This window comes from Sinomonas cyclohexanicum (genome assembly GCF_020886775.1).
Taxonomy (GTDB): domain Bacteria; phylum Actinomycetota; class Actinomycetes; order Actinomycetales; family Micrococcaceae; genus Sinomonas; species Sinomonas cyclohexanicum.
In genome coordinates this window covers 1344525-1365742 of sequence record NZ_AP024525.1, presented here as the reverse complement: position 1 = coordinate 1365742, position 21218 = coordinate 1344525, and the positions used below count along the sequence as shown (strand labels likewise).

Annotated in this window: 15 protein-coding genes; 5 read left to right on the top strand and 10 right to left on the bottom strand. The window is 72.5% G+C overall.

Going from position 1 to position 21218, the window contains the following annotated elements; translation table 11 throughout:
• Positions 1-9: 9 nt before the first annotated feature.
• Complete coding sequence (locus tag SCMU_RS06370; RefSeq protein ID WP_229232185.1) at positions 10-1374, top strand: DUF58 domain-containing protein; 1365 nt, start codon at positions 10-12, stop codon at positions 1372-1374.
• A complete protein-coding gene (locus tag SCMU_RS06365; RefSeq protein ID WP_229232184.1) occupies positions 1371-3740 on the top strand; it encodes a transglutaminase TgpA family protein in 2370 nt (789 codons plus the stop codon). Before SCMU_RS06370 ends, SCMU_RS06365 begins: the two co-directional genes overlap by 4 nt.
• 40 nt (positions 3741-3780) lie before the next feature.
• Here SCMU_RS06365 and SCMU_RS06360 read toward each other — a convergent pair whose 3' ends face one another.
• Together SCMU_RS06360 and rsmI are read right to left on the bottom strand one after the other, a co-directional pair.
• A complete protein-coding gene (locus SCMU_RS06360) occupies positions 3781-5274 on the bottom strand; it encodes an NAD-dependent succinate-semialdehyde dehydrogenase (RefSeq protein WP_229232183.1) in 1494 nt (497 codons plus the stop codon).
• 164 nt (positions 5275-5438) lie between these two features.
• Positions 5439-6314 carry a 16S rRNA (cytidine(1402)-2'-O)-methyltransferase gene (gene rsmI / locus SCMU_RS06355; RefSeq protein ID WP_229232949.1) on the bottom strand — a complete coding sequence of 292 codons (876 nt, stop codon included), beginning with the start codon at positions 6312-6314 and terminating at the stop codon, positions 5439-5441.
• 141 nt (positions 6315-6455) lie between these two features.
• On the opposite strand from rsmI, the gene SCMU_RS06350 reads away from it, so the two are divergent.
• The gene (locus tag SCMU_RS06350; protein WP_229232182.1) at positions 6456-8114 is read left to right on the top strand and encodes a dolichyl-phosphate-mannose--protein mannosyltransferase; all 1659 of its coding nucleotides are present in this window, start codon (positions 6456-6458) and stop codon (positions 8112-8114) included.
• Positions 8115-8205: 91 nt separating this feature from the next.
• Positions 8206-10083 carry an AMP-dependent synthetase/ligase gene (locus SCMU_RS06345; RefSeq protein WP_229232181.1) on the top strand — a complete coding sequence of 626 codons (1878 nt, stop codon included), beginning with the start codon at positions 8206-8208 and terminating at the stop codon, positions 10081-10083.
• Here the strand turns inward: SCMU_RS06345 and SCMU_RS06340 are convergent.
• The 5 genes from SCMU_RS06340 to SCMU_RS06320 all read right to left on the bottom strand — a co-directional run bounded on the left by SCMU_RS06340 (position 10071) and on the right by SCMU_RS06320 (position 14723).
• Positions 10071-11066, bottom strand: a complete 996-nt coding sequence (locus SCMU_RS06340; RefSeq protein WP_229232180.1) for a TIGR01906 family membrane protein — start codon at positions 11064-11066, stop codon at positions 10071-10073. The genes SCMU_RS06345 and SCMU_RS06340 overlap by 13 nt on opposite strands.
• A gap of 115 nt (positions 11067-11181) precedes the next feature.
• Positions 11182-12456 carry a L,D-transpeptidase gene (locus tag SCMU_RS06335; RefSeq protein WP_229232179.1) on the bottom strand — a complete coding sequence of 425 codons (1275 nt, stop codon included), beginning with the start codon at positions 12454-12456 and terminating at the stop codon, positions 11182-11184.
• A 134-nt stretch (positions 12457-12590) separates the two neighbouring features.
• Complete coding sequence (gene ahcY, locus SCMU_RS06330; protein ID WP_229232178.1) at positions 12591-14084, bottom strand: adenosylhomocysteinase; 1494 nt, start codon at positions 14082-14084, stop codon at positions 12591-12593.
• Positions 14081-14278 (bottom strand): Trm112 family protein, encoded by a 198-nt coding sequence (locus SCMU_RS06325; protein ID WP_229232177.1) that lies wholly within the window; start codon positions 14276-14278, stop codon positions 14081-14083. The genes ahcY and SCMU_RS06325 overlap by 4 nt, the downstream gene beginning before the upstream one ends.
• Positions 14279-14315: 37 nt before the next feature.
• A complete protein-coding gene (locus SCMU_RS06320) occupies positions 14316-14723 on the bottom strand; it encodes a DUF3499 domain-containing protein (RefSeq protein WP_229232176.1) in 408 nt (135 codons plus the stop codon).
• Positions 14724-14838: 115 nt separating this feature from the next.
• Between SCMU_RS06320 and SCMU_RS06315 the strand changes: the two genes are divergently transcribed.
• Entirely contained in the window at positions 14839-15363 is a 525-nt protein-coding gene (locus SCMU_RS06315) for a metallopeptidase family protein (RefSeq protein WP_229232175.1), read from the top strand.
• Positions 15364-15366: 3 nt separating this feature from the next.
• Here the strand turns inward: SCMU_RS06315 and SCMU_RS06310 are convergent, their stop codons facing one another.
• From SCMU_RS06310 to SCMU_RS21140, 3 genes are read right to left on the bottom strand one after another with little or no spacing between them, the layout of a single operon-like run.
• Positions 15367-17007, bottom strand: a complete 1641-nt coding sequence (locus tag SCMU_RS06310; protein WP_229232174.1) for a DUF5719 family protein — start codon at positions 17005-17007, stop codon at positions 15367-15369.
• Complete coding sequence (locus tag SCMU_RS06305) at positions 16991-20569, bottom strand: glycosyltransferase family 2 protein (protein WP_229232173.1); 3579 nt, start codon at positions 20567-20569, stop codon at positions 16991-16993. Before SCMU_RS06305 ends, SCMU_RS06310 begins: the two co-directional genes overlap by 17 nt.
• Positions 20473-21024 (bottom strand): WhiB family transcriptional regulator, encoded by a 552-nt coding sequence (locus SCMU_RS21140; RefSeq protein WP_443020227.1) that lies wholly within the window; start codon positions 21022-21024, stop codon positions 20473-20475. The genes SCMU_RS06305 and SCMU_RS21140 overlap by 97 nt, the downstream gene beginning before the upstream one ends.
• Between the last annotated feature and the right edge of the window lie 194 nt (positions 21025-21218).

Here is a 21218-nt window from a genome sequence, read left to right as displayed (position 1 = left end):
GGCCGCACCGTGGCCAGGGCGGCAGCCCGGACTGACTGGCAGGGCACGCTCACGCCCCGCGGCTGGGGGTTCGTGGGCGCCGCGGCCGTGGTCCTCGTCACAGCCCAGGTGATGGGCCGCAGGGACCTCCTGCACCTGGCCGTCTTCCTCGCCCTCATCCCGGCGGCGGCGCTCGTCTCCAACCTGCTGATCCGCCCCTCGATGACGGTGCGGCGCGAGCCACGGCCGGACGTGGTCGAGGCAGGCCACCTCACCGAGATCGCCCTGAGCCTGAACCACAGCGGACTCCTGTCGGGGCGCATGTCCATGGCCGAGCAGCTTCCGCCCACGCTTGGAACCGGACCCACCTTCGTCTACCCGGGACGGTCAATCTCCCGCGACGGCGCGAGCCACTACCGCTACGAGCTCGCCTGCCCGCGGCGCGGCCTCTTCGAACTCGGCCCCGTCGAGGCCCGCCACACCGATCCCTTCGGCCTCGCGGAGCGCCACAGCCGCCTCGGGTCGACGGCGCGCCTCACGGTGACCCCCGCGGCCGTGCCGCTGGCCGCCTCGGTGCTCTCCGGTGTGCGCGGCGCCGAGGGATCCGTCGCCGCACGGATCCAGTCGAATCCGAGCGACGACGACGTCATGACGCGCGAGTACCGCCACGGCGACCCCATGCGGCGCGTCCACTGGGCCGCGACGGCACGCCACGGCGAGCTCATGGTCCGGCAGGAGGAGTCGGCCGTCTCACCCGAGGCGACCCTGGTCGTGGACCTCCGGCGCCCGGCGTTCCCGCTGCCCGGGCACGAGGATCCCGAGGGCCACGATTCCCCGGCGTTCGAGTGGGCCGTCACGGCCGTCATGTCCATCGCCGCACACCTGAACGACCTCGGCTACTCGCTCCGGCTCCTCGAGCCCGGCGGCGGGCTCGCGCTCGCGCACTCGGCCTCCGCGCCCGAGCCGGACAGCCCCGACTACGCGGGCCGCGACGGGATCGCCATGGTGGCCGAGGGCCTCGCGGCCATCGCCCCGCTCGAGACCCCTGCGGGGACCGACGGCTTCAGCGACAGCCTCCTGGACCGGCTCGAGGGCCACCGGCACCGCGGTCCGATCGTGGCGGTGCTCGGGCGGACCACCCGGCAGGAGGCCCACCAGCTCGCCTCCGCCGCGGGCTTCGCCGAGCGGGCGATCGCCCTCGTCGTGACATCGCGCGCGGGCACGTCCCGCGAGGCGGTGGAAGTGCTGCGCGACGGCGGGTGGCTCACTGTCGAGGCCACGCCCCGCTCGTCGATCGCGCACCTCTGGGCAGCCCTGACAGCGAGCACGGTCCCGAAGGGCCGCGCCGATGAGGGCACGGCCCGTGGAGGCCGCACCGCGAGGAGCACGGCATGACCGCGGGCGTCCGGCGGCACTTCCAGTGGCGCCATCTTCCGGCCGAGGCCTTCCTCGCGCTGGCCGTGGGCGGGGGGTCGATCTCCTACTCGGGGGTCCTGCGGGGCTACAGCTGGCTGTACCCGGTGCTCGTGGTCGTCTGCGCCGCGCTTGCCGGTACGAGCGCCGCGCGCATCTTCCGGCTGCACCCCGTCCTCGTCGCGCTGGCGGGCCTGGTCATGTGGACGATCGGGATGGACTCGATGTTCTTCCGCGACGCGAGCCTCGCGGGGATCCTGCCGACGCCCGGGACCCTCACCGCGGCCGGGGAAGCCCTCGACGAGGCGTGGCACACGATCGCGTTCGATGCCGTCCCCGCCGCCCCCAACGTCGGCATCGTCGCCCTCACGGCCGGGGCGCTCGGCCTCATCGCGCTGGTCACCGAGACCATCGCGATCTCGTGCCGCATGCCGGCCCTCTCGGGCGTCGCGGTCCTCGCCGTCCTCGTCGTCCCGGCGGCCCTCAAGCCGGAGAGCGTGGGGGCGGTCGGGTTCGCAGCGTCGGCGGCCGGATATCTGGGCCTCCTGGCCACGGCGGGCTCGGCGTACACCGGCCCGGGCAGCGGCCGGGGCGCCGAACCGGGCGGCAGAGAGGGCGCCGGCGAGCACACGGCCGCAGCGCTCTCCCCCGCGCGCCTCGTGGTCCTCGTCGCGGCAATCGTGGCCGGGGCCCTCGTGGTCCCCCAGATCATCCCCGGCTTCACCCGCGGCACGTTCCCCGAGGGCTCCCGCCTCAACTCCATCGGGCAGAACGTGGGCCTGAACCCGCTCATCAGCCTCGGCAACGACCTGCGCAGCTCGAGCGCCCTCGGAGTCCTGAAGTACGCGACCGATTCCACGACGCCCGTGTACCTGCGCACCGTCACGATCGAGGACTTCAACGGCGGAACCTGGGGGCCCGAGAACCACGACGACCAGCGCGAACGCCCCATCACCCAGATCTCCACGGGCACGCGGGTGACCGTGCCGTCCACGACGACCACCACCGTCATCGCGACCGGCGAATTCACGAGCCCCTACCTTCCGGCGCCCTACGCGCCGACGTCCTTCGACGGCGTCCGCGGTGACTTCGCCTGGGACCCGAGCGACCTCAGCGTCAAGGGAGGACCGGCGTCGAGCCAGAACCAGTTCTACGTTGTCCACTCGACGATGCCCCAAATCACGCCCGCGGCACTGAGCGCATCCGTGACCGCTCCGCGCGGGATCGACCTCATCGCCGCCGAGGTCCCGCGCGGCGTGCCCGACAGCGTCCGCAACGCCGCCGACCAGGTCACCAAGGGCGCCACGACGCAGTACGCGCGTGCCCTCGCGATCCAGGCCTGGCTGCGCACCTTCACCTATTCCGAGAAGACCCCGGTCGAGGACGGCTACGACGGCACCGGCATGGACGTCCTGGACACGTTCCTGCAGAAGCGCGCCGGGTACTGCATCCACTTCGCCGCCGCGATGGCCGTCATGGCACGCGTCGTCGGCATCCCCAGCAGGATCGCGGTCGGGTTCGCCCCCGGGCACCCCACGGGCCAGACCGTGGCGATCCCCTCCTCCGAGGGGCTCCCCGAATACCAGGTGGACGGCAAGGACGCCCACGCCTGGCCCGAGTTGTACTTCCAGGGCCTCGGCTGGGTCCCGTTCGAGCCGACGCCGTCCCGCGGCGTCCTGCCCACCTACGCGTTCACCGATACGGTCGGCCAGGGCGGAAGCAGCAACCTCGACAATCCCAACGACGGCCTCCGCGCGGGCCCCAACACCGCCGCTCCCACTCCGGTGCCGAGCCAGGCTCCCCAGCCCGGACAGGCCTCGGCCGAGTCGGCCTGGCTCCCGGCGCTCCTGCTGGCCCTCGGCGTCCTGGCCGTCGCCGTCGTCGTCGCGCTTCCGGCCGCGGTCCGCGCGGCCCAGCGACGACGGCGCCTCAGCCGCGGCCTGCGCGGCATCTGGGAGGAGCTCGAGGCCGTCGGCCTCGACCACGGCCTCGCCCCCGACCCCTCCGACACCCCGCGCAGCTTCGCGAACCGGCTCGGCGCCTGGGAGACGCACGACGGCGGCCTGCACCGCGCGCTCGACACCCTCACCACCGAATACGAGCGGCACGAGTTCGGCCGCCCCGGCTACGAGGCCGACGAGGAGGCCGCGCGTGCCGCCGTCTCGGAGGTCCACCGGGCCGGCCGGCTCGCCCAGCGCCCGGTGCACCGCGCGCGCATCGCCGCCCTCCCGCCGTCGTCCTTCGCGTGGCTCACCCGGGCCGTGACGCGGCTGGCCCCCGCAGCCAGGGCTGCGGGGGCCAGGGTACGCGCAGCGCTCGGGCGCGCGCTGCGGCGAAGGAAGGACTAGCCCCCTCCACACGACCTGCCGAGCGGTCGCCTGGGGGGGTCTACTGGGCGTAGGGGTCCGCGATGCCGATGTACTGCACCGTCGTGTACTCCTCGATGCCCTCGGCGCCGCCCTCGCGGCCCAGGCCCGACTGCTTGACGCCGCCGAACGGGGCCGCCGCGTTGGAGATAACGCCCGCGTTGAACCCGACCATGCCGAACTCGATCTGCTCGGCAACGCGGAACATGCGCGCGTAGTCCTTGGTGTACAGGTACGAGGCGAGGCCGTACTCGCTCGCGTTCGCGAGGCGGATGGCGTCCTCCTCGGTGGCGAACGTCGTCACCGGGGCCACGGGGCCGAAGATCTCGTTGCGGAGGATCTCGGCGTCGTTCGGGACGTTCGCAAGGACGGTCGGCTGGTAGAAGTAGCCGTCGCCATCGACCAGGCCGCCACCCGTGGCGACCGTCGCGCCCGAGGAGACAGCCTCCGTCACGAGCGCGTGGACGTCCTTGCGGGCACCCCCGTCGATGAGCGGGCCCACGTTCGAGCCGGCGTCGGTGCCACGGCCCGGCTTGAGCGCGGCCATCGCGGCGGCGAACTTCGAGGTGAACTCCTCGGCCACCGACTCCTGGACGAGGAATCGGTTCGCCGCCGTGCAGGCCTCGCCCATGTTGCGCATCTTGGCGGCCATGGCCCCCTCGACGGCCTTGTCCAGGTCCGCGTCCTCGAACACGATGAACGGGGCGTTGCCGCCCAGCTCCATCGAGGTGCGCAGCACGTTCTGCGCGGCGTCGGCGAGCAGGCGCTGGCCCACCGGCGTCGACCCCGTGAATGAGACCTTCCGCAGGCGCGAATCCTTCATGAGGGGCCCGGAGATGCTCGACGCCGACGACGACGAGACAACGTTGACGACGCCGGCCGGAACACCGGCCTCGACGAGGACGGAGGCGAACAGCTGTGTGGTGAGCGGCGTGAACTTCGCCGGCTTGATGATGGCCGTGCAGCCTGCCGCGAGCGCGGGGCCGACCTTGCGGGTCGCCATCGCGAGCGGGAAGTTCCACGGCGTGATGAGCAGCGCCGGGCCGACGGGCTTGCGCTGGACGAGGATCTTGTTCTTGCCCTCGGGAGTGGTCAGGTAGCGGCCGTAGTCCCGCACGGCCTCTTCCGAGAACCAGCGGAGGAACTCGGCGCCGTACGTGACCTCGCCGCGGGACTCGGACAGCGGCTTGCCCATCTCGAGGGTCATGAGCAGGGCGAAGTCCTCGGCGCGCTCGGTCACGAGGTCGAAGGCGCGGCGGAGGATCTCGCCACGCTCGCGGGGAGCGGTACGGGCCCACGCGGCCTGGGCGGCGTCGGCGGCGTCAAGCGCGGCGACGGCGTCCTCGCTCGTGCCGTCCGCGATCTCGAGCAGCGTCTTGCCGGTCGCGGGGTCCTCGACCGCGAACTTCTTCCCGCCCGTGGCCTCGCGCCATTCGCCGTTGATCAGCAGGCCGGTGGGGACTTTAGCAAGCAGTTCCTGCTCGCGCTCGGGGGTGACAGCGGTGGTCTCAGACACGTCGACTCCTTCAGGGCGCACGCTCGGCGTCGAGCGTGGATGGACTCCCTCCACGCTAGGCCCCCGGCCCTACGGGTGTCCATGCTGACCCGAACGACTGTGACGCATTACACCTGTGCAAGTGCACAACTGACTTCCGCGTGATTCCGCGGTTTCTCTTCGCACTAGCGCGCGGCGACGACGGCGGCGTACAGCTCCCGCTTGCTCGCTCCTGAGCCCTCCGCGACCACCGCGACCGCGTCCTTCAGGCGAGCCCCCGATGCCACGAGGGACTGGACCTCGGCCACGAGGTCCTCGGGACGTGCCGGAGCAGACTCGGGCGCGCCCTCGGCGACGATCGCGATCTCACCGCGCACCTGGTTTCCCTCTGCCCACGCGGCGAGCTCGGCGGCGCCCCCGCGCAGGACCTCCTCGTAGGTCTTGGTGAGCTCGCGGCACACCGCCAGGCGCCGGCCGTCCCCGAACGCCTCGGCCAGGGCACGCAGCATGACGGCCAACCGGTGGGGGGCCTCGAAGAAGACCATGGTGCGCCGCTCCGCGCGCAGTTCCGCGAGCCGCGAGGCCCGTTCCCCCGCCTTGCGGGGCAGGAAGCCCTCGAAGCAGAACCGGTCGGTGGGGAGTCCGGAAAGCGCGAGCGCCGTGAGCACCGCCGAGGGGCCGGGCACCGCCGTCACGGTCAGGCCCTGTGCTACTGCGGCCTCCACGAGCCGGAATCCCGGGTCCGACACGGCGGGCATCCCGGCGTCGGTGACGAGGAGGACGGTCGCCCCTCCCGCCACCGCTTCGAGCAGCTCCGGCGTCTTCGCGGACTCGTTGTGCTCGTGGTAGCTGAGCACCCGCCCGCGCGGCTGCACGCCCAGTCCGTGCACGAGGCGCGACAGTCGCCGCGTGTCCTCGGCCGCGATGATGTCCGCCTCGCCAAGGAGCTCGATGAGGCGACGGCTCGCGTCGCCGAGGTTGCCGATCGGCGTCGCCGCGAGGACCACCGCCCCGCCCGCGGCCGACGGCGCGAGGCGCGTGCCGCCGTCGTGCGCGGCCACGTCGTGGTCAGCACCGTCGTGGTCAGCAGCGTCGGGATGAGCACCGTCGTGATCGGCGGAATCTCGGGCGGGATCGGCGGTGGTCTCGGGCGGCTGCACCGCTCCAGCCTACGCCAGCGCGCCCCGGTAGCATGGGGCAGGATGGCCACCCCGACCCAGACCCGTGCGCACGTGCGCAGCTGGAACTCAGCGCGCCCCCGGCTCCTCGACCCGGCCAGCGCTGCCAAGGACCCTGCGCAGTCGCTGCGCGAGCGGCTCCTCGGCCAGAGCACCCGGTGGCGGGACGCGGACCGCCGGGACCGGCTGCTCGCGTGGCTCATCCCGGTCGCGGTGGGGCTCATCGCCGGCGTCCTGCGCTTCTGGCAGCTCGACCGGCCGCACGCGCTCATCTTCGACGAGACCTACTACGTCAAGGACGCCTACTCGTTCCTCGTCTCGGGGGTAGAGCGGGCCTGGAGCGAGAACGCGAACGACCTCTTCGTCAACGGCGACATGTCCGGGCTCCTCGCGTCGCCCGAGTACGTGGTCCACCCGCCCGTCGGCAAGTGGATGATCGCGTTCGGCATGGCCCTGTTCGGCCCCGGGAGCTCCTTCGGGTGGCGGTTCTCGGCGGCGCTGGTCGGCACCCTCTCGGTGATGATGACGGCGTGGGCCGCCCGCCGGCTGTTCCGCTCGCACACGCTCGCGGCGGCCGCCGGAGTGCTCCTCGCGATCGACGGCCACCACCTGGTCCTCTCGCGCACCGGGATCCTGGACATCTTCCTCTCCTTCTGGATCCTCGCGGCCTTCTGCGCCCTCCTCTTGGACCGCGACGACGCCCGGCGCCGCCTCGCCGCCCGACTCGGGAAGCTCGCCGGTCCGGACGGGAGGATACGCCCGACGGCGCTCGTGACGGGCCCGTGGCTCGGCGTGCGGTGGTGGCGGATCGCCGCTGGCGTGTGCCTGGGCCTCGCGGTCGGTGTCAAGTGGTCCGCGCTCGCGTTCATCGCGGTGTTCGGGATCATGAGCGTCCTGTGGGATGCGGGGGCGAGACGCGAGGCGGGGGTGCGCTCATGGTTCGCCGCCGCCGTCCTGCGTGACGCCCCGCTCGCTGCGGCGAGCATCCTCGTGACCGCCGGCGCGGTGTACTTGGCCTCCTGGACGGGCTGGTTCCTGTCCGACAACGGCTTGTACCGCCATTGGGCGGAGGCGAACCCGGATCCCGCCTGGAACTGGGTTCCCGCGTCGCTGCGATCCCTCGCGCACTACCATCAGGAGGCTTACGCCTTCCACAACGGGCTGTCCACCCCCCACCCGTACGCCTCGAGCCCCTGGAGCTGGCTCCTGCAGGGCCGGCCCGTCTCGTTCTACTACACCGAGCCGGCCGGCGTGTGCGGGGTGCAGCACTGCTCCTCGGCGGTGCTGTCTGTGGGCAACCCGCTCATCTGGTGGGCGGGGACCTTTGCCCTCGCCGTGCTCGTGCTCCTGTGGGCCGGCCGCCGCGACTGGCGCGCGGGCGCGATCCTTGCGGGCGTCGCCGCCGGCTACCTTCCGTGGTTCATGTACCCGGACCGCACGATGTTCGCGTTCTACGCGGTCTCGTTCGAGCCATTCCTCGTGCTGGCCCTCGCGATGGTCCTGGGGCTCCTCCTCGGGCGGCCCACGGACTCTCCCGGCCGTCGCCAGACCGGGTTCCTCGCTGTGGGCGTCTTCGTGCTCGCCGCCCTTGTGATCTCCGCGTACCTCATGCCGATCTGGACGGCGGAGCCGATCCCTTACATCGAGTGGCGCCTGCGCCTGTGGATGCCGAGCTGGACATAGGCGCCAGCCGTAAGGCGAGATCGCGGGGGCGAGATGGCAGGATGGGACGGGGGGACGGCCAGCACCACAGGAGCGCAGTGGAGGAGTGCACATGAGCGGCGAACCGGAGTCTGGACCCACCCCCGGACCCACCCAGCGTCCGGCGCCAGCGGAGGCTGCCGCCGAACTCCTCACCGCGCTCCCCCCGAGCTCCAACGTCACCGACCTCCTCGAATCGCGGGCCGCTGCCACTCCTGACGCCGAGCTCTTCTCGGTGCGAACCGATACCGGATGGGATCACGTCAGCGCCGACCAGTTCCGCCGCGAGGTGAAGGCACTTGCCAAGGGGCTCATCGCGAGCGGCCTCGACGCCGGCGACCGCGTCGCGATCGTCTCCGCCTCGAGCTACTCCTGGGCGCTGACCGATTTCGCCGTCTGGTACGCCGGCGGCGTTCCGGTGCCCATCTATGAGACCTCCTCGCCGTCGCAGATCGCCTACATCCTCGCGGACTCCGGCGCGCGCCGCGTCTTCGTCGAGAACAGCCACCTCGCCCTCGCCGTCCAGGACGTCATCGGCTCCACCCCCGAGCTGGCCACCACGTGGCTCCCCGTGACCGTCATGACCCAGGACGGCACCGGCTCCACACTCCTCTCGCTGTCCGGACCGGGCCTCGGAGTCTCCGACCAGGAACTCGAACGGCACCGTTCCGCGGCCCGCCTCGATTCCCTTGCGACCCTCGTGTACACGTCGGGGACGACGGGGCGTCCCAAGGGCTGCGAGATCACCCATGCCAACCTCGCGCTGCTCGCGGTGAACCTCCAGGCCCACCTTCCCGAGGTCGTCGGGCCCGGCGCACGCACCCTCATGTTCCTCCCGCTCGCCCACGTCCTGGCCCGTGCCGTCCAGGTCACGTGCGTGGCAGCGGGAGTGACGGTGGGGCACTCCCGCCAGTCGACCCTCCTGGCCGACCTCGCGACGTTCCGCCCGACCTTCCTGCTGGCCGTGCCGCGGGTGTTTGAGAAGGTCTACGCGTCAGCCCAAGAGCGCGCCGAGGGCGTGCGGCGCTCCCTGTTCGAGCGCGCCGCCGCCACCGCGCGCGACTACTCGAGGGCGCTCGACGACGAGGCCGCCGGCCGCGGCGAGGGTCCGGGCCGCAGGCTGCGCCTGCGGCACGCCGTGTTCGAGAGGCTCGTGTACGGTCGGCTCCGGGCGGCGTTCGGCGGCCAGGTGTCCACCATCGTCTCGGGCGGGAGCGCCCTGAGCCCCACCCTCGCGCACTTCTTCCGCGGAGCCGGGCTCACGGTCCTCGAGGGCTACGGGCTCACCGAGACCACCGCCCCATGCACCGTCAACACCCCCGCCGCGACGCGGATCGGCACGGTGGGACGGCCCGTGCCCGGCACGTCGGTCCGCATCGCGGCGAACGGGGAGGTCCTCGTCAAGGGCATCGGCGTGATCCGCGGGTACACGGCCTCGAGCGCTGCCGCGAACGAGGCGTTCCGCCCCGACGGCTACTTCGCCACCGGCGACCTCGGATCGCTCGACGCCGACGGCTTCCTCACCCTCACCGGCCGCCTCAAGGACATCCTCGTGACGGCCGGCGGGAAGAACGTGGTGCCCGGTCCGCTCGAGGAGGCCCTGCAGGAATCCGAACTCATCGCCCACGCCGTGGTTGTGGGCGAGGGCCGGCCCTTCGTGGGTGCGCTCGTAGCGCTCGACGGCGACCAGCTGAGCTCGTGGGCACGGCGCCGCGGCCGCGTGCTGAGCATCGCGGACGCCGCGTCCGATCCCGACGTGCTCGCCGAGCTCCAACGGGCGGTGGACGCGGCCAACGCCAGCGTCTCCCGCGCCGAGTCCATCCGGCGCATCGTGGTGCTCCCCCGGGAGCTCACGCTCGAGGACGGAGACCTCACCCCGTCGCTCAAGCTGCGGCGGCAGCGCCTGATCGATTCCGTCCCCGAAGCCCTCGAGGAGCTCTACTCGGACTGAGCCGCGTCCTTCCGGGCGGGGTTCACCGACGGCGCGCCCGCCTCGGTCCCCTCTGTCTGGGGTGCACGTCCCTCGCCGGCGGCCAGCCGCCGGGCCCGCCGGCGCTGCGTCGGCCAGCAGAAGATCACGAGGAGGCTCGCCACAAGAGCCACGAGCACCCCGATCACGAGGGCCGAATCGATCCAGAACTGGCTCGGGAAGAGCCGGATGAGCGTGTCCTCGAGGCGGAACGTCCACGTCCCGTTCGCGAAGAAGATCTCGTGGAAGTCCGTGAAGAACTGCTGCCAGCCGAGGGCCGCGAGGATCGCGAGGGCCGCGATGATGCCGATCGTGACGAAGGCGCCCGCAAACAGGCCCCTCGCGAACGCGCCCTTGGTCTTGCGCAGGCCGAAGAACGCGAACACGAAGAAGACCAGCAGGATGAGCCCGGCGCCGTAGGCGGCGAGGACCACTCCCTTGACGTCCGCCATGTGGCTGACCTCCCCGGCGGTGAAGAGGTGGTCGCCCGAGGGGAAGACAAGGTCGCCGAGGTACCGCGGACCGGCGAGGTTCGCGAGGTAGTCCACGGCGTACGAGCCGTACGTGAGGCGGTCGTCGGTCGTGAACCCGTAGCCGTCTCCGGGGAAACCCGGCCGGTAGTACTCGATCCACAGGAACACGGGGCTCGCGACCAGTCGGACGGCCGCGATGAGCAGCAGGAACGGCAGCAGGATCGCCATGAGCACCTGGACGATGCGCGGCCCCACCGGCTTGGACCGCGCCACGGCGTCACGCTCCGCCCGACGCCGCTCGACCTCGTCCTGGGGTGGGCGCACGTTGAGGGCGCCCGTCGGGACGGGGTCCTTGTGGGGCTCCTCCGGTCCGGGAGCCGGCGCGGCGGCGGGGCCATCTGCCTTGTTCATCCACTCGAAGGCCGGTTCGTCGCTGTCCTGGGACTCGTCGAAATCGGCCCCGGGCTCCGATCCGGGTTTCTTGTCGGTCAACATGTCACCGTCCAGTAATGGCCCCCCATGGGCCTGGCGTGTGCAGGGTCTGGGTCAACGCTACCCTGTGGTCCCGGCACTTATCGGGCAGCTGCGCCCACGTGTGGCCGAAGCGTTATCCATTGGCGTACTGGGCCCACGGGATGTTCCAGTCGCCGAATCCGTCGTCGAAGTTGGCGTAGTCGCCGTCCGTGTTGATGATCTGGACGACGTCGCCGCTGGTCATGTTGTTGAAGACCCATGCCGCGCCGTCCGGACCGAGGCCGATGCAGCCGTGGGAGAGGTTCACCTGCCCCAGGTACGGCAGGGCGTTGTCCGTGGCCTGGTGGATGAACTCGCCGCTCGGCGTGAGGCGCGTGGCGTACTCGACGTCGAGCTCGCCGTAGTTGGCAGGGTCGCCTGGCTTGAGGCCGATCGACGCTGCGACGAAGTGGGCGCGCCGCTGCTTCTCCATGAGCACGAGGTAGCCGCGGGCCGACGGGAAGCGCTCGTCGCCCAGGGTGGCCGGCCACGTCTGCACCGGCTTGTCGTTGATGTAGGCGGTGAAGGTGTGGGCCTTCGCATCGGCCACAGCAGTGCGCTTGTCGCCGATGTGCACGGTGTTGGTCTTCGTGAAGTTCCCGATCTGGCCGTTGCCCAGATCCACGCCGAAGAGGTCCATCTTGACGGTGATCGTGCTGTTCGCGGCCCAGAAGGCCTCAGGCCGGTAGCGCACCATCGTGTCGCTGAACCAGTGGAAGGCTCCGGGCTGGCCCGAGGACGAGGTGATCGTGATCGCCTTCTCGACGGCCTTCTTGTTCGTCACGGGCTCGCTGAACGTGAGCTGGATGGGCTGGGCCACGCCGACGCTCATGCCGTCGAGCGGGTACATCGCCGCGTCCGCCTCGTTCTTGGTCGAGACGGTCGTGAAGGTCGACGTACTGCTCGTGGTGCGGCCGGCGGCGTCGAGCGCCGTGTAGCTGAGGGTGTAGGACGTGTTGAAGGCGAGCTGCCCGCCCGAGGTCCACTCGCTGCGCGCGGCGCCGAGCGTGCCCTCGACATCCTGGCCGGATGCCGAGCGCAGGCTCACGTTGTCGATCGTGCCGTTGGCCACCGTCACGGTGACCGGGGCCGCCGGATTGACCTCCTTAGCCCCTGTGGCAGGGACCGCCGTGACCGTGGCGGGCTTGACGACCGGGAACGCGGTGCCGGGCTGGCTGCGCAGGGGCGAGGCCGCCTCCGAGCTGATCGGCGAGGCCTGCAGCGGCCCCATCGCGGCAAACGTGCCGCCGATGCCAAGGACAGCAAGGATCGCGACCAGGATGGCGATCTTGCCGCCTTTGCCCAGCTTCTTGCGGTCAGGGGACTTCTTCCCCGACACCGATTCCTGCCCGGATTCCTGCTCCGACACCTCTGCGTCCCCTCTGCCAATGCCTCATCCAAGGGTACCGGTACACCGCGGCCGCCCCGGTCACGCCCCGACAACGGTCGGGACACGAACCGGGGCGGCCGGCGGACCGGTGGAGAGTGTCGGTGCCCGGAAGGTCAGTACCGGTAATGGTCCGCCTTGTACGGGCCCGCCACGTCGAGGTCGAGGTACTCGGCCTGCTCCTTGGTCAGCTCGGTCAGCTCCACGCCGAGCGCAGCGAGGTGGAGGCGCGCCACCTTCTCGTCGAGGATCTTCGGCAGCACATAGACCTTGTTCTCGTACTCGGCCGGCGCCTCGGGGCGCTCTCGCTTGGTCCAGAGCTCGATCTGGGCGATCGTCTGGTTCGCGAACGAGTTGCTCATGACGAACGACGGGTGGCCCGTCGCGTTGCCGAGGTTGAGCAGCCGGCCCTCGGAGAGGACGATCACGGAGTGCTCGGGCACCGCGCCGTCGAGCCCGGTCGAGGCGGGGAAGACCCACTCGTGGACCTGCGGCTTGATCTCGACCTTGCGGATGCCTGGGACCTTCGCGAGGCCGGCCATGTCGATCTCGTTGTCGAAGTGCCCCACGTTGCCCACGATGGCCTTGTCCTTCATCGCGGCCATGTGCTCGGCGAGGATGATGTCCTTCCCCCCGGTGGTCGTGATGAACAGGTCCCCCTGGCCGAGGACTGACTCGAGGCGTGCCACCTGATAGCCGTCCATGGCGGCCTGCAGCGCGCAGATCGGATCGATCTCGGTGACGATCACGCGGGCGCCTTGGCCCCGGAGTGCCTCCGCCGCCCCCTTACCAACGTCGCCGTAGCCGCAGACCACGGCGACCTTGCCGCCGATCAGCACGTCGGTGGCGCGGTTGATGCCGTCCGGGAGCGAGTGGCGGATGCCGTACTTGTTGTCGAACTTGCTCTTGGTCACCGCGTCGTTGACGTTGATGGCCGGGAACAGGAGCCTGCCCTGCTCAGCAAGCTGGTACAGGCGGTGGACTCCGGTAGTGGTCTCCTCGCTCACGCCCTTGATGCCGGCGGCGGTGCGGGTCCACTTCTTCGGGTCCTTCTCCTGGCCGGCCCGGAGGACGTCCAGGATGATCCGGTACTCCTCGGAGTCCTCGTCCGTGGCCGGAGGCACCGCTCCCGCGGCCTCGAACTCGACGCCCTTGTGCACCAGCAGGGTCGCGTCGCCGCCGTCGTCGAGGATCATGTTCGGCCCCAGCGACGGGTCCTGGTCGGCGCCCGGCCACGTGAGGATCTGCTCCGCAGTCCACCAGTACTCCTCGAGGCTCTCGCCCTTCCAGGCGAACACGGGGACCCCCTGCGGGTCCTCCGGGGTGCCGGTGCCGACGACGACGGCAGCGGCCGCCTCGTCCTGCGTCGAGAAGATGTTGCACGAGGCCCAGCGGATCTCGGCGCCGAGGGCGACGAGCGTCTCGATGAGCACCGCCGTCTGCACGGTCATGTGCAACGAGCCGGCAATCCTGGCCCCGGCGAGCGGCTGGGACCCGCCGTACTCCTCGCGCAGCGCCATGAGGCCCGGCATCTCGTGCTCGGCGAGGCGGATCTGGTGCCGGCCCGCCTCATGGAGTGAGAGGTCCTTGACCTTGAAGTCGAGGGTCATGCGAGGTGCTCCTGGGGGTCGGCGGTCGTCGTGGGGGCGAGGAGGACGGGAATGCCGTCCTCGATCGGGTAGCGCGGGGCAGTCCCGTCGGGTCCCGGCTCCGTCGCGACGAGGGCGTCCCCATCCTGGACGAGCGAGGACCCGGTCACGGGACACCTGAGAATGGCGAGCAGCGAGGGGCTGAGATTCGGCATGCCCTCTAGACTACCGAGCCTCGCGGAGGAGCGGGCCTTAGGACGGCTCCCGCAGGAGGCGCAGGTGACGCCGTACGGTCCCCTCCACACTGGGAGGCGCCTCGAGGGGCCCGCGGGAGGACCCGCCGCGGTGCGCCGAGGACGGGGCGGAGGGCCCGGCGTCGTGCTCCTCTCCGGCCGCCTCCTGCTCGCGGACCGCATCGGCGAGGGCGAGGATGTCGTCGGGGCTGCGCGGCGGGGCCGCGGGGATGGCGAGTCGGAGCACCTCCCAGCCGCGGGGCACCGTCAGTCGGTCGGCGTGGGTCGCGCACAGGTCATAGCTGTGGGGCTCCGCGTATGTGGCCAGAGGACCGAGGACAGCGGTCGATTCGGCGTAGACATACGTCAGCGTGGCCACCGCAGCCTGGCGGCACGCAGATCGAGAACAATGGCGTAGTGGACCCACGGCACAGAACCCTACTCCCGGCACTGCGCGCGGCGTGGCATTGACGACAGGCGGTGTGCCCGTGCCGCACCCCCTGCGACTCGCACGGTGCCGGGGGACGAACTACAGTCGATGTATGCAGGACAGTCCGTTCCCCGGGGCGCCGCTCAGCTCGGACGGCCCTTCCCTGAGCATCCGCTCCGTCCCACCGGAGGGTGAGCCGGGGGCCGGTCGGCTCAGGACCTTCAGGGAGCGCCGCAGGAACCGTCACGGCCGAGGCCTCCGCGGCGAGATCCTCCCCTCGGTCCTGCCTGCCAGCCGCACCCGTGCCGAGCGGTTCGAGGACTGGGTGTTCGACGCCGCGGACAGGCTGCAGGAGCTCAATGGGTCGAAACTGGACGGCGTCGAGTACGCGGTCGAGCAGATCCCGCCGGGCCTCGAGCAGATGCTCCGCGAGGGCGGGACACCGCCGCAGGGCCAGTACACGCCCGGCGGCCCGGGTCGGGCCCCGCGGATCACGATCTACCGGCGGGTCGTGGAGACCGGCGCCGGGTCCCCGGCCGAGCTGCAGGACCTCGTCCATGACATCGTCGTCGAGTACACCGCCCTCATGCTGGGCGTGGCACCCGAGAGCCTCGACCCGTACTACCGCGGCTACTAGCCCCTAGTAGCCCAAGGTCACGGGCAGCGTCTCGGACCCAGCCGCAGCCGGGATGATCGAGGCCGAGGAGATCGCGTTGCCGTCGCCCTTGGACAGCAGCGATCCGAAGGCCGCGTCGCCGGAGGCGGACAGGACGTACCCGGCCAGGGCCGCGCCGTCGACCGTCTCCGGGACGTCCAGGACCGCGGTGGTCCCTCCGGCCACGTCGAGCGTCACGGGGCTGTGCATGGCGCCGTCGGCGGACACCGGTACCGCCCGGATCTGGGCCCTGCCGTCCGGGACACCGAAGACGATCTGCCGCGATCCGCCGGAACCCACCGCCACCACGTGGCTGTCCCCGATCCGCTGCGACGCCGTGGCGAGGGCGAAGTCCATCGGTTGGGTGGCCGAGAGGCCCCGCGGCACGCGGGCGCTCGCGGAGAACGATACGTCCGCGGTCGCGGAGACGCTGTAGACGCCCGCGGGGAGCCCCGCGAGCGGGACCTCGGTCACTGCCCCCGCCTTGGCCGTCACGACGCCGCCGCCCGGAAGCTGCACCGCGCCGTTGCGCCCGTAGACGCGGAGCTGCACGACGGCGTCGGCCGCGCCGGGGACGGTGATCTGCACGGCCGGCCGGGCGTCTGCGAAGCCGTCCCGGGACGCGAGGTCCTTCGACTGGCCGGGATCCTGCAGTTCGATCCCCGTCACCGTCTGCCGCGGCGCCGGTGGCGCGCCCGCCGTGATGAGCTCGACGCCGCCGGGGGTCAGCCCACGGAGCGTGGACTGCTGGATCGACGCGGCCACGGGACCGCCCGTGCTGCGCACGTGCACGGACACGTTGGACTGGCCGGGCATGTAGCCGCTCAGCACATACGACGCCGAGCTGCCGGGCTTGACCGTCAGGCCGCGGCTCGAGGGCGGTGCCTGGGCCAGGGGCTTGTCCCCGAAGAACTCGAGGTCCACCGTGGCGGGAGTCGCGCTCGGGTTCGTGAGGGTGAGTACCGAGGTGCGGCCCACCGTCGTCTCGGCGCCCGAGAGCCACTGGTCGTTGGAAGGGGCCGTGCAGGTGGCCGTGGCGAGCCCGCGGAGATCCCCGTCGCCGGCCTCGAAGCGGGTCATGCCGCCCAGTGCGGTCGCGGCCCCCGAGAGCGGTTTGGCCGTGAGGGCGCTCAGCGCGTCCGTCGGCACACCGCTCACGACGGCGGCGCGCGGCTGCGCGACCGTGCCCGCCGGGGCGGACTGTCCGGGGAGGGACTTCAGTGCGGTGCCACCCAGTGGGCCGAGGGCGGCGTCCGGAAGGGTGCCCTGGGTGTCGGAAAGCACGATCCCGCTCACGGCCGTCTTGGCGGTCCTGCTGGCCGGGCTGAACTGCGGGTCGCCCTGGACCGGGGTGCCCTCGAGGAGCCGCGCTGGGCCCGGGCAGACGCGCACGGAGTCCCCGGTGGGCACGTCGATGGACTGGGCGTCCCGAGGGCCCAGGGCTGACGGCTCGGGCACGGCCGAGGCGGCGACGGTGAGCCCGGCCCCCGCGCCCGCCAGGACCACGCCGACGGCGGCCGCGACCGCGGCGCGCAGGCGCAGGCGGGGCGCGGCGGCAGCGGTGGGGGGCGCGGCGGCAGCAGTGGGGGGCCTCTGCGGCCCGGGCTGGTCAGACGTGGGCTTCATCGTGGGCGGGCTCCTCTCCCCGACTCGGTCCGGCGGAACTGGGCGCGTGATCGGCCCCCGGGGCATCGGGCCCTGGACCGTCCGGTCGGGGGGACGCGCCGGCCTCGGCCCGAGTGCGCCTCCGCCGCTTGGGTCTCCGCCGCTGTGCATCCCGCTGCTTTGGTCCCCGGCGCTGCGCCTCTGACGTCAGCAGCGCGGACGCGACGCGCCCCGGCGTGCCCGGGCGGCTCCGGCGGGCCGTCGCCGGGATCGCCAGGAGGGCCGTCACGGCGAGTGCCGCAACCGTCAGCACGCCCAGCGGGAAGGCTGCGGGATTCGCGTAGCGGACCTCGAGCTGGCCGCCCTGGGCGGGGAGCTCGAACGCCTGGGCCCAGTCTTGGGACGTGGGCCGGAGCGGCATGCCGTCGAGCGTGGCCTGCCAGCCCGCGTCGACGCGCTCGGAAAGTACAAGCCTGCGGCCCTCGGGGCCCGCCGGAAGCGCGGACGAGAGGCCCTCGGCTCCTGACGGGACGGGTTGGAGGGTCCTGCCCGACGCGTCGACGATGCGGACTCGCTGGTCGATGGCGAACCCTGCGTCGGGCGCGGCGGTCGTCGGCGTCACGCGCCACAGCCAGCCCGCGTCGGTGTGGCCCACGGCGACGAGCGAGGGGACGGAGTCGATCGTGCTGGCGGTGAGCTGGTCGGCAGCGCTCGTGTCCGCGAGGACCACGAAGCCGACGCCGAGCTGCTCGAGGTCTGCACGGGGATCCACGGCGGCGCCTCCGCCCACGGTGGCGACGGCGCGGCGCATGGCGGCCAGGGCGCCGTCGTCCGCCGCGATCCGCTCTGCACCCCACTCGCCGGCGATCCGGTGCGAGGAGGCGATCGCCGAGAGCGCGTCCAACGTGGTGCCCGATCCGCGCATGAGGCTCGCCGTGAACCCGCCCGCATCGGTGGCACGGAGTACGAGAGTGCGGGTCTGCTGGGGGCCGAGCCCCAGGTCTGCGGCCGTGGCGGGCAGGACTCTGGCCTTTCCGGGGGCGACGAGCGCCTCCGGCCCGAGGCCGCCGGACGACTGCGGGTGGGTCAGGCCCGTCGTGGCCCACTGCACGAGAACGCCCACCGGGCCAGCAGCGATGAGCACCGCGGCGAGCGCGGCCGCCGCGGCGGCGGTTCGCGCGGCGCCACCGCGGTGTGCCGCAGCGCGGCGGCGCTCGATGAGCCAGTCGCCCGCGAGCACCGCAACTCCGAGGAACGCGAGGCAGCCCGCGCCGAGGCTCGGGCCGGCGAACGGCGTGGCGAGCGCGTCGCCCGCGACCGCCGTCGGGACGCGCGAGACGGCCCACGCGTAGGCGAGCGCTCCGATGCCCAGCGCCAGCAGGAGCCGCGCGGCGGCCCCGCGGCGCCCGGTCAGCAGGACCGCGCCGGCCACGGCCGCCCCGAGCACGGGCGCGCCGACGAGGATCGCCGCCAGCAGCGACCACGGCACGCCGGCCGGGAGGAACGGGACGCCTGTGAGCCCGGTCGCGGCGTCGAACGCGACGGGCTGGCCGAGCACGAGTTGCCAGGGCGCGGCGGGGGCGGCCGGGAGAGGGACGCCGGGATCGGCGATCCATGCCCTCAGGTTGCCCGGGGCCGAGACCCAGAGCGGGAGGAAGATGGCGACGGTCGGGACGAGGACCCACCACAGCGTCCTGGCCCGCCCACGCAGCACGAGCGTCAGGACGAGCACGACGGCGGCGGCGAGCGGCACGAGCGAGGGCGCACCCGCCGTCGCGCACGCCAGTGCGAGTCCCCCGGCCGCAGCGGCGGTCCAGGACGGAACGCCGCCCGAGCCGGCGCGGGGCTCGTGGTGGCCCGCGGCGCCCCTGATCCGTGCCCCGCCCACGGCGCGCAGCATGCCGAGCGCGGCCCACGGCAAGGCCGCATGCGCGATCACCGCTCCGAGCCGCCCCTGTCCGAGGGCGACGATGAGTGACGGTGCCGCGGCCCACACGAGCGCGGCGAGGGTGCGGGGCGCGCGATGTGCGGTGAGGCTCGCCGCGAGGGCCCACGCGCCCAGGCCAGCAACGGGGGCGGCGAGGACCAGTGCCACCACCACCGCGCGGTTCGCGTCGCCGAGGCCCAGGATTCCAAGCACCCAGACGACGAGGTCGAAGGGGTCGCCATGGCCCGGCTGACCCGCCCCGAGGGCCGTCCACCAGCTGGTGGCGTGGGCGAAGACCGCCGAGATGCCCGACGAGACCGGCGCCAAGGCTCCGCCCACCGCGGCCTCCGCGCCGAGGAGGGGGGCCAGCGCCACGAGTCCGGCCACGAGCGCCATGGCCGCCACGACCGCGGCGCCGGTGCCGGTCCAGCCGCGCGAGGAGACCGCAAGGGCCGCGAAGTCGTGCTGGGAGTCCCCGGTCGGCTCGCTCGGGCCGTCGGCGCTGCCTGTGCCGTCCCCCACCACGGAGTCCGATTCCGCCGCGGCGGATTCGAGCAGCGCGCGGCGGTGTGCCCAGACCTCGGCTCGCGGGGTGACGAGCGGGGGAACCATGACCACGGACCGCGAGACCGCGCGCGTCCTGGACGCGACGCGGCGCCCTCGGGCGAGGCTGCCCACCATCGCCAGGGCGGCCAGGCTCGCGCCCAGCTTCGCGGCGCCGAGCCGGGGCTCCTTCACCACGATCCCGAGCGCGAACTGCCAGAGTCCGCCGAGGAGCGCCCCAAGCGCATGGAAGGGGAGCGCCCACAGGGGCGCGTGCTTGAGCCGGGAGTAGACCTCGGCGCGCCGGGCGGCGAAAGGCGTGCCGGCCGCGTCGGGCCTCACGGTGTGCAGGATCCGCGCGGCGGGGACCACCACGACCCGATGGCCCGCGAGGCGGGCGCGCCAGCAGAAGTCCACATCGTCGCCGGTCGCGGGAAGTGCCGCGTCGAAGCCTCCGAGGCGCTCCCAGACGTCGCGCCGGATGAGCATCCCGGCGGAGTTGACCGCGAACACATCGCTCTTGGCGTCGTACTGGCCCTGGTCCTGCTCGTCCACGTCGATCAGGGTGAGGCGTTCGCCCCACCGGCTCACGGACAGCCCGACGTCGAGCAGTCGGCCGGGCGCATCGGCGTCGAGCTGCTTGCAGCCGGCCACGGCGACCCTCGGGGCCGCCTCGACGGCCTCGAGCAGGACGGCGAGGGCGTCCGGGGCCGGAGCCGAGTCGTCGTGGAGCAGCCAGAGCCACTCTCCGGCGGACGCGGCGCCGTCGCCCTCGAGCTCCCCCAGCCCGCGAGCCACCGCACCGCCGAACCCACCGGACGCGCGGACCGAGGCGACGTGCTCGGCGCCGAGCGCATCCTGCATGAGGCCGACCGAATCGTCCCGAGAGCCGGTGTCGACGCCCAGGACGGCGTCGGCCGGCCTCGTCTGACGGGCGATGGCGGCCAGGGTCGAGGGCAGGTGCGCATCGCCGTCGTGGGCTACGACGACTGCGGTGACGCGTACGGCGTCCAGGATCAGACCGCCCGCTTCCTCAGGCGGCGGCGCTCGCGCTCGGAGAGGCCGCCCCAGATCCCGAACCGCTCGTCGTTGGCGAGCGCGTACTCGAGGCACTGGGCGCGCACGGTGCAGGACCCGCAGACCTTCTTCGCGTCACGGGTCGAGCCCCCCTTCTCGGGGAAGAACGCCTCCGGATCGGTCTGGGCGCACAGCGCCTCCGCCTGCCACGCGAGCTCGCCCTCCTCGGGCTCGCCCGGCTGGACGAGGTCGATCACGACGGGCTTGGGCGTGTGCAGCGACGGGTTTGCGAGCAGGGCCAGTGCCCGCTCGATCGCCTCGTCGGTCGGTTCGTCGTCGGGGTCGAGCTCAGCCTCTTCCGCCTCATGGGCCGTGAGTAAGGCCGTTGCGGCGTCCTCGAGGGCCTCGTCGGACAGGGCCCTGTAGCGCTCTTGCGCGTCGGGGTCCGCCGGGTCGACATACCAGTCGGAGGGGATCCCCCTCGATCGGTACCGCGTCGACGCCTGCGCAGCGACCGCCGACTCATACTGGATACGCTCCGCCTGTCCCACGGGCTCCTCCTCGGGTCGTGTACTGCGCGGCGTGCCGCGGAGTCCAGCGCCAGGAAGAATCCCGGTGCCGGTTCCCCTCGGCTATGCGATGATCGGTACATCGAAGCCGCCGGCGCAGTTACTGTCCAGTGCTAATTACATGCGTGTAAGCCGCTCTGAGTCAAGCGGCGGCGGCAGATTCTAGCCAATTCGAG